General features: G+C 26.3%; 12 protein-coding genes. 5 read left to right on the top strand and 7 right to left on the bottom strand.

Going from position 1 to position 11,921, the window contains the following annotated elements:
- Positions 1-70: 70 nt before the first annotated feature.
- Entirely contained in the window at positions 71-1,273 is a 1,203-nt protein-coding gene (locus CSBG_RS05425) for an ATP-binding protein (protein ID WP_008677746.1), read from the bottom strand.
- Positions 1,266-1,946 (bottom strand): response regulator transcription factor, encoded by a 681-nt coding sequence (locus tag CSBG_RS05420; protein WP_008677744.1) that lies wholly within the window; start codon positions 1,944-1,946, stop codon positions 1,266-1,268. Before CSBG_RS05420 ends, CSBG_RS05425 begins: the two co-directional genes overlap by 8 nt.
- A gap of 237 nt (positions 1,947-2,183) precedes the next feature.
- Here CSBG_RS05420 and CSBG_RS05415 point away from each other — a divergent pair, with 237 nt between their 5' ends.
- The 5 genes from CSBG_RS05415 to CSBG_RS18685 all read left to right on the top strand — a co-directional run bounded on the left by CSBG_RS05415 (position 2,184) and on the right by CSBG_RS18685 (position 6,240).
- Positions 2,184-2,867 carry a polyphosphate polymerase domain-containing protein gene (locus CSBG_RS05415; protein WP_008677743.1) on the top strand — a complete coding sequence of 228 codons (684 nt, stop codon included), beginning with the start codon at positions 2,184-2,186 and terminating at the stop codon, positions 2,865-2,867.
- Positions 2,868-2,889: 22 nt separating this feature from the next.
- Complete coding sequence (locus tag CSBG_RS05410; RefSeq protein ID WP_008677741.1) at positions 2,890-3,564, top strand: DUF4956 domain-containing protein; 675 nt, start codon at positions 2,890-2,892, stop codon at positions 3,562-3,564.
- 21 nt (positions 3,565-3,585) lie between these two features.
- Positions 3,586-5,619, top strand: a complete 2,034-nt coding sequence (locus CSBG_RS05405; protein WP_008677739.1) for a CotH kinase family protein — start codon at positions 3,586-3,588, stop codon at positions 5,617-5,619.
- A gap of 91 nt (positions 5,620-5,710) precedes the next feature.
- A complete protein-coding gene (locus CSBG_RS18690; protein WP_008677737.1) occupies positions 5,711-5,893 on the top strand; it encodes a hypothetical protein in 183 nt (60 codons plus the stop codon).
- A gap of 77 nt (positions 5,894-5,970) precedes the next feature.
- Positions 5,971-6,240 carry a multicopper oxidase domain-containing protein gene (locus tag CSBG_RS18685; RefSeq protein ID WP_242825267.1) on the top strand — a complete coding sequence of 90 codons (270 nt, stop codon included), beginning with the start codon at positions 5,971-5,973 and terminating at the stop codon, positions 6,238-6,240.
- Between the two features lie 235 nt (positions 6,241-6,475).
- On the opposite strand, the gene CSBG_RS05390 is transcribed toward CSBG_RS18685, so the two are convergent.
- The 5 genes from CSBG_RS05390 to CSBG_RS05370 all read right to left on the bottom strand — a co-directional run bounded on the left by CSBG_RS05390 (position 6,476) and on the right by CSBG_RS05370 (position 11,834).
- On the bottom strand, positions 6,476-7,222 hold the full coding sequence (locus tag CSBG_RS05390; RefSeq protein ID WP_008677736.1) for an ABC transporter permease: 747 nt from the start codon (positions 7,220-7,222) through the stop codon (positions 6,476-6,478).
- A complete protein-coding gene (locus tag CSBG_RS05385; RefSeq protein ID WP_008677734.1) occupies positions 7,215-7,913 on the bottom strand; it encodes an ABC transporter ATP-binding protein in 699 nt (232 codons plus the stop codon). The genes CSBG_RS05390 and CSBG_RS05385 overlap by 8 nt, the downstream gene beginning before the upstream one ends.
- Position 7,914: 1 nt before the next feature.
- Entirely contained in the window at positions 7,915-8,844 is a 930-nt protein-coding gene (locus tag CSBG_RS05380; protein WP_008677732.1) for an ABC transporter substrate-binding protein, read from the bottom strand.
- Between the two features lie 136 nt (positions 8,845-8,980).
- Positions 8,981-11,155, bottom strand: a complete 2,175-nt coding sequence (locus CSBG_RS05375) for a sensor histidine kinase (protein ID WP_008677730.1) — start codon at positions 11,153-11,155, stop codon at positions 8,981-8,983.
- A complete protein-coding gene (locus CSBG_RS05370) occupies positions 11,130-11,834 on the bottom strand; it encodes a response regulator transcription factor (protein ID WP_008677729.1) in 705 nt (234 codons plus the stop codon). The genes CSBG_RS05375 and CSBG_RS05370 overlap by 26 nt, the downstream gene beginning before the upstream one ends.
- Positions 11,835-11,921 lie beyond the last annotated feature (87 nt).

Raw genomic sequence — 11,921 nt, 5'->3', positions numbered from 1 at the left:
GTACAATTTTAACTCTCCAGTATAAAAATTTCAACAAAGATTATTTATTATTTTAGCTTTTAAAAGGCTATTAAATATTAAATTCTATAATAAATGTGGTATCTTTCTCAATATTGCTTTCAGCATATATTTTTCCATTATGACTTTCAACTATAGATTTAGCTATTGATAATCCTAATCCATACCCTCCAGTTTTTCTTGCTCTTGAAGTATCTACTCTATAAAATCTTTCAAATATTTTATTTAAATCTTCTTTTTTTATACCTTCACCTGTATTTCTAACTTTCAATCTTATTTTATTTTTATCTAAATTAAGCTCCACATATATTTTACCATCTTTATTAGTGTACTTTATTGCATTGTCTAATAATATTATGAATACTTTTTTTATACTTTCTTTATCACCCTTTAAAAATACATTGTTTAAAATATTTGTCTCTAATTCAATTTTATTTTCAAATATAACAGCTTCAAATGTTAATAATATATTGTTTAATAGTTTACTTAAATCAAATGTTGAAAATTCTATAAGTTCTTTACCTGTATCAAGCTTAGCTAAAGATAGCATTTCATCTATTAATTTTGCCATTCTTTCAGTTTGATTATTTATATAATTTATCCATTTAATTTGATTACTTATATTATCTTCTTTATTATCCAAAATTACAGATATATTTGTTCTTATAATTGCAAGTGGTGTTTTTAACTCATGCGAAGCATCTGCAATAAATTGTTTTTGCTTTTCAAAGCTATCTTTTATAGGTTTTATAGTTCTATTAGTTAAATAAATACTTATAAAAAGCAATCCTACCAAGCTTATACTCCCAATAGTTAAATATGATCTTAAAAGACTTGATAAAGCATTTATTTGAGGTTCCCTACTCATAAGCACTATCTTCATACCTTTATTTATAGTTTCTTTCATATATCCATAACTATTTCCATCTAATTTTACTTTATCAAATTGTTTATCGCTTTTTATTATTTTATATACAGCATCCTCTAAAATCTCCTTATCAATTTCCATAAAAGTTAATACATTAGCTATATTATTGTCAGTATCTAAATCAATAATTATACTTCCAGCCATCATTGGGGAATCCGGTCCTGCAGGCTTACGAGGATTAAACATTGCACCTCTTAATTGATGTTCTAAATCTCTATCCATACTAATAGCAGTAGAAATATATATTGTCCCAAAAATTAATATAAAAACTAAAGTTAATAATGACATATTTATTAATATAAATTTCTTCTTTAATTTATCAAACAATGCTATCCTCCATCCTGTATCCTACTCCCCTTATAGTTACAATACTTACATTAGATTTTAAATAAGTTAATTTTTTTCTTATAAATGAAATATATACTTCTATATTGTTATATTCAACCTCCGAATCAAATCCCCAAAGTTTTGTTATTAAATCATCTTTGCTAACAACACATTTAGGCCTTTCCATAAAATATTTAATTATCTCGAATTCTTTCAAAGTCAGTCTTATATTCTCATTATTTACATCTAAATCATAAGTATCTAAATTTAAACTTATATCTCCATATGTTAATATATTATCATTTACAACATTCCCTTTTCTTCTAGTTATAGATCTTAATCGCGCTAGTAACTCTTCTGTAGCAAAAGGCTTTGTTAAATAATCATCTGCCCCTAAGTCAAGACCTCGAACTCTATCCTCAATTTGACTTTTAGCTGTCAGCATAATAACAGGTGTAGAAATACCTGATTTTCTTAATTGCTTTAATAAGCTTAATCCATTTAATTTAGGTAGCATTGTATCCAGAACTATAACATCGTATACTCCTGTTAAAGCATAATCAAGTCCATCCTCTCCATCATAAACAGCATCAACTGAATACTTATTATTTGTTAATATTTGAAATAACGCTTCTGAAAGCTCTCTTTCATCTTCTACTAATAATAACTTCATACTTATTCCCCCTATTTTAAATCATCTATAAAATTTTATTATTATTACTTATATTAGCTCCTTATTAATAATTATCAAACTAACTTTTCTTTAATTTTCTCCTATTTTTTATTCTTTAATTAAGTATTTGTTAATTTAAATAAAATTTTATCACATGAACCTTAAAATAAAATTAAATTTAAGATTAAATTAAGCTTTATATAATAATATCAATTTGTGAATAGGAGGTGAACTTTTATGACAAAGCCAAGACATGAAATTAAGGTATTCATTAATTACTCTGACTATATTTCTTTAAAAAATAGAATTAAAGCTTTTGCCAAACTCGATACTAACGCTAGCGAAAATGGTATTTATCATATAAGAAGTCTATATTTTGATAATTTTAATGATAAAGCCTTAATGGAGAAAATTAATGGATACAACAATAGGGAGAAGTTTAGAATTAGATTCTATAATAATAATCATTCGTTTATTAAACTTGAAAAGAAAAGTAAATCTAATGGATTATGCTACAAATCATCTTCACCTTTAAATAAAGACGAATGTATTAAAATCATAAATGGTGATATCGATTTTTTAATTAATTCAGAAAATGAACTTTTAAAAGAATTTTATTGCAAATTAAAACATCAATGCCTTAAACCCAAAACAATCGTCGATTATACTAGAGAAGCTTATATATTTAATGCAGGTAATGTAAGAATCACTATTGACAGTAATATCAGAAGCGGATTATATTCTCATGATTTATTCAATTCTAATTTGACTACTTCAGGAATAATTGACGGAAATCCAATAATATTAGAAATAAAATATGACAATTTTTTACCAGAGATTATTAAAGATCTAATTCAAACAAACACACGAAATCAAACTGCTGTATCAAAGTATGCAGCTTGTAGATTACTTACAGTATAAACTTTAATTTGGAGGTACAAAAATGACTTTTAATGATATTTTTAAATCTAGCTTTTTAGAAAAAGCTTCTACTTTTTCAATTCTTGATATGGTTATAGCTCTTGTTCTTGCCTTTGCTATAGGATTATTTATATTTTTAGTTTATAAAAAAACTTTTAGAGGTGTAATGTATTCCGAAAACTTTGGTGTTTCTTTACTTGCAATGACTTTAGTTACAACACTTATAATCTTAGCTGTAACTTCAAATGTGATATTATCACTAGGTATGGTTGGTGCTTTATCAATAGTAAGATTTAGATCTGCTATAAAGGAACCTCTAGATATTGCCTTTGTTTTTTGGTCAGTTAGTACAGGGATTGTACTTGGAGCTGGTCTTATACCTCTAGCTGTATTTGGATCAGTATTTATTGGAATAATTCTACTTGTATTTGTTAATAAAAAAAGCTCTGACAATCCTTATATACTAATTGTTAATTGTGATGATGATAATAGTGAATATTTAACAATGCAACATATAAATAAATCTGTAAAAAAACATGTGATAAAATCTAAAACAGTTTCTGGAGATATCGGAATAGAACTTACTGTTGAAATACGATTAAAAGAAATGTCAACTAAATTTGTGAACGAAATAAATCATTTAGAAGGAGTTCGTAATGTTGTTTTAGTAAGCTACAATGGTGACTATATGAGTTAACCTTTAAGGTGGTGTAATAATATGATTTCAAATAAATATATAAATGCTATTATAGCTACTTTAACAACTATTACTATATTGTTTACTACTATATTTTATATAAATACTAAAAATATAGATAATATAAATACTAACCACTCTAGCAACAACTTTACTTATGTTAATACTGTTTTTAATAAAGATCAAATAACAGAAGTTAATATAGAAGTAGATGAGAATAATTGGAATTATCTTTTAGTAAATGCTATAAATGAAGAATATGTTAATGCCGATATAACTGTTAACGGAAATAAATATTATAATGTTGGTATTAGAGCTAAAGGAAATTCTAGTCTTTCTTCTGTTGCTAGTGATAATACTACTGATAGATATAGTTTTAAAGTAAAATTTGATGAATATGTGGATGGACAAACTTTAGATGGATTAAGTAAAATTGCATTAAATAATATAATGTTTGATGCAACCTATATGAAAGAATACCTTTCTTATGATTTGCTAGAAAAAATGAGTGTACCTACTCCTGCTTTTGCTTTTACAAATATAAAAATAAATGGGGATGAATGGGGATTATACTTTGCTGTTGAAGTAATTGAAGAAGAATTTATAGCGAGAAATTATGGTTCACTATCTGGAAACCTGTATAAACCTGAAGGCAATGAAATAGGCGGTAAAGGTAATCAGAATATGAAGCCTAATATTAATAATGAAGACTTCGCACCTCTAATTATTGGTAATTATGAAAATAGCGAAGATGTTGTTCCTCCTAATATGAATAATGGTGATAATGGAGTAAGTTTTACTCCTCCTGATATGAATATCGACAACAATACTAGAAATACTATTCCGCCTACAATGAATAATGGTGAAAACCCTCCCCCTCCTAATATGGATAATCAACAAAATGGAGAAAATTTCACCCCGCCTACTGGTAATGAGGAAAATATAGAAAACATAAATTCAAATAATAAAAATAATACTACTCAAGGAAATGACAACTTTAAAGATAGCGGCTTTAGAGGTGGAATGATGGGTGGAGGAATGGGATCTTCTAATGGGGGAAACCTAGTTTACACTAATGATAATAAAGATTCATATTCTGATATATTTGATAATGCAATATTTAAAACAACTACTTCATCTGATGAAGATACTGTTATTGAAATGCTTAAAAATCTAAATGAAGGAACTAATTTAGAAGAATATCTTAATATAGATGAAATACTTAGATATTTTGCAGTGAACACTTTCCTTGTAAATTTAGATAGCTATGCTTCTAACATGAAACATAATTACTATCTTTATGAAAGAAATGGAATATTTGAAATACTTCCTTGGGATTATAATCTTTCTTTTGGTGGATTTTACATAGGAAGTGCTAGTAAAGCTATAAATTTCCCAATAGATAGTCCAGTTACAGATTCTCTTGAAAATAGCCCTTTAATAGGTAAATTACTAGAAGTTGATGAGTATAAAGAAACATACCATGAATATCTTCAAGATATTGTTGATTATGTTAATAATGGAACTTATGAAAACACAATCATTAAAGTAAATTCACTTATATCTGATTACGTTGAAAATGATGCTACAGCTTTTTATACTTATAAAGAATATACAAACTCCCTTCCTGAGTTATTGAATTTTGGAAGAGACAGAGCTAAAAGTATATCTGCTCAGCTTGATGGAACTGAGCCTTCAACTAGCTATGGTAGCATTGAAACTTCAATGAATTTAAGCTCTTTAGGTAGTCAAGGTGGTATGAATAATAAGGATAAAAATATGGGCATGCAGGGTCCTTCTAATGATGCATTTTCTCCGACTAATAATACATTCACTAAAGATAATCAAGGAAATGAAGCTGATCCACCTAATAATAAAGATAATGCATTTATAAATGGTAATATTCCAAATAATATGACTAATTATGAAGTCACTTTCTTTAATAGTAAAAATAACCTACTAATATTAGTTGGATATTTATTCTTTTTGATTGCATCTATACTATTTGTCTCTATGTTTAAAAGAAAGAAATTCAAATATAATAAGAGAATTTAATTTGTTTATACTTTAAATTATTTTTCTTTTATTATGCAAAAAATACTTATACTAATATATTATAATATAAGTATTTTTTATGGAGATTATTATGGTAATAACACCCGACATAAAATATTTAGAATATGTCTATAAAGATGGCGTTAAACTTTTTACTTTAGTTTCAGAAGTAGTTAACCTGGAACTTATACCTGGACTTTTTGTACGAGCCTTAGGATATAATATGGTGAGGATCCCCAAAATAAGAAAAGAAAAAATTATAAAGATTATCTAGTAGCTCTTCAAGAATGGGCATTTGATGAATTACCTTGGGGAGATATAACTAAAGTTACTTATAACTTAACATTTAAGATGCCTGAATTTAATTTCTTTACTCTGAATGGTAAGTGTTATCCTTCAACTGATTCCCTTGAAGTTTGTTATGGTGATACTGTAAAGGTAAGATTTTGTAATATTCAAATGCACCATCATCCAATTCATCTTCATGGTCATCAATTTAAAGTTGTTGGTGCCGATGGATTCCCAATAAGAAAGGAAACTCAAATATATAAAAATACAATTTTAGTTACTTCGGGAGAAACATGGGATATTGAATTTATAGCTAAAAATCCTGGTATTTAGCCAATGCATTGCCACATGCCTCATCATGTAACTAATAATGCTGCACCAGGAGCTGGTGGCATGTTTACTGCAGTAAACTATATAAATAATATAACAGAATTCTACTTAAATAATTATTGCCATATTTATTACTTTGTTAAATCAAATAATTTATACAATCATTGTTTATACTAAAAACCTAATTAGTTATAAATATACTTAAGAAAGTATGTTCTATATACTAATTAGGTTTTTATTAATTCCATGGACATATTTTCTTTTCTAATAAATCTATAATTTTAAATATAATAAGAGACATAATACTAAGAGCTAATACTCCAGCAAACATTCCTTTATAATCAACCATTGACCATGAATTCATTATATAATATCCTATTCCATATTTAGTTGCATAATTTTCACTAAAGAATAAAGCAGAAATTGCTATTCCTATACTTACTCTTAAAGCAGAAAATACTTTGGGTGCTATTGCAGGCATCACTACTTTTAATATAGTATCACTTTTACTAAATTTCATAACTCTAGCAGATATTAATACATCTTTGTCAATTTCTTTAACTGCATCTCTTGTAACTATTAAAATTTGAAAAACAATTATAGTTACCATAAGTATTATTTTAGATTTATCTCCTATTCCAAACATAACCATAAATATAGGTAAAAAAGCTATTTTAGGTATAGGATATAGTAGATATACTACTGGTGAAATTATTTTATCTACTAAACTACTAAGTCCAAGAGCAATTCCAACTGGAATCCCTATAATTAATGATATTAATATAGCTCCCAATATTCTATACATGCTATATAAAATATGATATATAAAATCATTTTGTAATAATCTTATTAGCTCATATATAGTAGTTTTAGGTGATGGTACCATATTAGTACCTATTAACATACTTAGTAAATACCATAAAGCAACTACAATTATTACTCCATAGAGTCCTTTTATTATTTTTAATAGTAGCTCTTTAATCATATAGTTTACCTCTTACTTCATTACATATTTCTATGTACTCTTGTTTCTTTCTTATATCTTTATCACCAAAATATCTATTATTAATTATGCTATGTATTTTACCATCCTTCATAACAACTATATACTCACCTAAAAAAACAGCTTCTTCAATACTATGTGTTACTAAAATCATCGTATTGTTTCTCTTATCTTTTATATCTAAAAGTAAATCCTGAATTTTTTCCTTGTTTATTGAATCTAGTGCAGAAGTTGCTTCATCCAATAGTAGCGTTTCTGGGTTGCTTATTATTGTTCTTGCTATAGCTACCCTTTGCTTTTGTCCTCCACTTAATTCCTTTGGATATTTATTCTTAAAACTTAGTAAATCTAATTCTTTTAGTACATCATTAACTAATTTCTCTTTTTGTTTTTTTGTAAATTTATACTTATTTAATCCAAGCTCTATATTTTTATATACTGTAAACCAATTAAATAATCCTAAATTTTGTAGTATTAAAGAAGTTTCTCCTTCTATTTCTAATTTCCCTTCATAATTAGAAATAAGCCCTGCTATAGTATATAGCAGGGTTGTTTTTCCACATCCTGATTTACCTATAATTGCATAAGTCTTTCCTTTTTCTATAGATAAACTTAAGCTATCTATAGCTTTTTCATTCTTATACTTCACGGTTAAATCACTTATTTTTATCATACTACTTTACAAATTTTCCTTCTAATAAATCAGCTGGCTTTACTGATAAATCTTTATTCAAAGTTTTTTCAGTCCAGTCTATTACACTTTGTAAATACTCATCACTTGGAAGGGCTGCTTTTTTATATGTAGGTAATACCATAATATCTTTTACAGCAGGATTTGTATTTGGTATTTTTTCAATTAATATATCTTTTGCTATTTCAGGATTTTTGTTTATTTCTTCTACAGCTTTATTATATGCTTCATGAAAAGCCTTAATAGTATTTGGTTTTTCAGATATAGCTTTTCCAGTAAAAACTAAACAATCTGCTGAAAATTCATCATCCATTCCATAAACATTTTTCTTTAATCCTTGTAATTCTCCATTTGAAGCTACTGGTTCTGGGAATAAACTCATATCAACTTCACCACTTTTTAAAGCTGCAAGTCTTGCTGGTATTTCATTTATAAATACCTTTTCTACATTATATTTATCTCCAAGCCACTTATCGATTAAGTAATTAGAAACGCTTACTTCCATCATTCCCACTTTTATGTCCTTTTTATCAGTTGCCCCTTCAGTAGCTAATACAGGAAACATTCCATCTGTCATTGTTGTTGCTTTTATATCAAACCCACCATCTACATTCGTAGCAACAGCTATAAAGTCAGTCATTGCTCCATCTATAGCATTACTTTGAAGAGCACTTTGTCTATTTTGAGCATTATTATAAATTTCTATTTCTACATCTATACCTGCATCTTTAAAGTACCCATTTTTTTGTGCAATAAGTATTGGTGCTGTATCAACAGCTGGCATTAAACCAATTTTTAATGTTGCATCTTCTATAGAAGCCTCTTCATTTTTTTCATTTGATCCACATCCAATTAAAATAACTGAGAACATTGATATCAAAATAAGTGATAACAATTTTTTAAAATTTCTCATTTGTTAATCCTCCTACAATCTTTAAATCCATTTTTATTATAGTTAAATAGACAAGCTATTTCAACATTTCCGGTAAACTTTTTCTATAAATTATAAAAAATCACTAATATATAAAGGATATTAGTGATTTTTTTAATTACTTTTTAAATTTTAATACTACTTTAAATAAATCTCCATCTATTTCTATATCTAATGTACCGCCTTGTAATTCAACAAAACTTTTTGCTATTGCTAAGCCAAGCCCTGATCCTTCTGTATTTCTAGACTTATCTCCACGAGCAAATCTTTCTACTATTTCTTCTGCTGTAAAATCTATTTCATTTGCTGACATATTTTTTAATGTTACATAAACTTCTTCGTTTCCATCTATTATATCTATAAATACTCTTGAGTTTTGCATTGAATACTTAACTATATTAATTAATAAATTCTCAAATACTCTAAAAGTCTTTTGACTATCTAATGGAACTATCACTTTATTTCCCGGGAAATTCCACTTAAATTTTAGTGATGATTCTTCAATTTTATCACTTAATTCAAATTGAGTTTGCTTCATAAGTGAAACTATATCCACATTAACTATATTTAGTTGAATATTTTTACTTGTTGCCTTACTTACTTCAAATAAATCTTCTATCAAGTTCTTCAGCCTTTGGGATTTTCTATCTAATGTATCTAAATATAATTTTCTATTTTCTTCACTTATATTTTCATCCTTTAGTAAATCTATATAAGTAATTATTGATGTTAACGGTGTTTTCAAATCATGAGAAACATTAGAAATAAGCTCTGTTTTCATTCTTTGACTTTTTACTTCTTCATTAACTGCATTTTTAAATCCTTTTTGTATTTTTTGAAGTTCATCTTTTAATGGTTCGAAAACTCCAAGTTCTTCTTCTATAGTAACATCTAAATTACCTTCTGCAATTTTATTTGTAGCTTCTAATAATATTTGATACTTATTCCTTATATCATTAAAATACTTTCTTAAAACAAAATATAAAAATACTGTATATATTATAGCTGCACCTACGCCTAAAAACCATATGATACTCATAAAAGCAAGAGCTATAAAGTTAACTGCTAATATCTTTATTATTATTTTATTAGATTTATCATTTAAATCTATATTTGTAACTTCATCATATATTTTTGCCCATATTCTTTTTATTAGCCTAAATATTTTATATATTATTGTATTTTCTTTTATATAGTTTTTTAACCCTTTATTAAATATATATTTAATTAACACTACTGATGTAAAAGCTGTTATTAATAGTACAAACCAATAAGCAATATTACCTATTATTAATATTGAATTTGTAAATACAAATGGTATTCCAACTCTTACTAGTGATTCCTTAACCCATTCATTGTTTACGGTCCAATAGGATATATTAGGTGAAAACGCAACTAAAGTTGTTATTAACGTAATTAAAATTACACTTATTTCAAAAGGAATCTTAATAATTCTTTTAACTCCTATAATATCCTTTGATTTTCTAAATGGAATAATTAACGATATAAACATTATAGCTATATAAGCTATTAATATATAAACCAGTATTATATCCCCATATCCATAGCTCTCTGCTCTATCAACATAATTGCTTATTCTATCAACATATTTAAGATCATTTGGTACACCATAAACAATAGTTATATTTTTAGGATTTGATAAAACAAAATCACTATCTCCATTAATTAAATTTCTCCACTGAAAATCTAAGAAAGTACTTATTACATTTTCACTTGCACCTTTTATTTTATTTATACTAATTTCTCCATACTCATTATAATCAATAACCATGTAATAGCCATAATAATTATCTAAATCATTTAAAACTTCTTTATTATCTTCATTTAAAATTAAATCACTTAATTTTTTTTCCGTATTTGAAGAAAAAGTATTAGTTTTTTTATCAACTATATAATAATCTAAATTCTTTAATTCTCTTTTTAATACTTTATTCCAATTACCTATTTCATAATTAATATTTCTCTTTATAAAGCTATAATCAGTCATATCCTTTTCACTATAGCCTTTATATTCTTTAAAAAAGATTTCATCAGCAGGAATATCTTTATTTTGCTCCTTTTCTAGAAGATCCTTATACAATACAAAACTTCCTTTATATAGATCCATTTGAAAATTATAATCTTCAAAATATGAAGGCTTTTCTTTTTCATTTGCAAGTTTTGATATTCTAGGGTAAGATGCCACTAAACCTATTGATGTCATAATCACTAATATATATACTATTGCACTTAAAAAATAATTATATTTACTGCTTTTCAATTTTGTATCCAACTCCCCACACCACCTTTAAATATTTTGGATTTTTAGGATTAATTTCAATTTTTTCTCTTATATTTCTTACATGAACCATTATTGTATCAGTATTGATTGCTTGTTCATTCCATACTCTTTCATATATTTCTTCAGGAGAAAATACTCTTCCTGGATTTTGCATAAGCAAATGAAGTATTTTAAATTCAATTGGAGTAATTTTTACTGGGTTTCCATCAACAGTTAATTCAACTGTATCAACATTTAATTCAAGTCCTCCAATTACAAAGCTATTAGATTTTTCTTTTTCTACCCCTACTAAACTTAGAAATTTTGAATATCTTCTTAGCTGGGAATTAACTCTAGCTAGTAATTCTAAAGGTGTAAAAGGCTTAGTTACATAATCATCCGCACCTATGTTTAAACCCATTATTTTATCAACTTCTTCTGATTTTGCTGAAAGCATAATAACTGGAAAATCATATTTCTCTCTCAGCTTCATAGTCATGGCTATTCCATCCATCCTTGGCATCATTATATCTACTATTGCTAAATGAATTTCTTCTTTGCTTATAATTTCTAAACCTTCTATTCCATTGTATCCTTTAAAAACATTATATCCTTGATTTTTTAAATATATTTCTATAGCATCTGCTATTTCCTTTTCATCCTCTACAACTAAAACATTATATGACTTCATAATTTAACTCCCTCTTTTTCTGTAATAATATAAATATTATACAATAAAAACTTTAAATTAATCTCATTAACTAAAGTATATCTTCTA

The organism is Clostridium sp. 7_2_43FAA (assembly GCF_000158375.2).
In the GTDB taxonomy this organism is placed as follows: domain Bacteria; phylum Bacillota; class Clostridia; order Clostridiales; family Clostridiaceae; genus Clostridium; species Clostridium tertium.
This window is presented reverse-complemented; position numbering and strand designations above follow the sequence as displayed.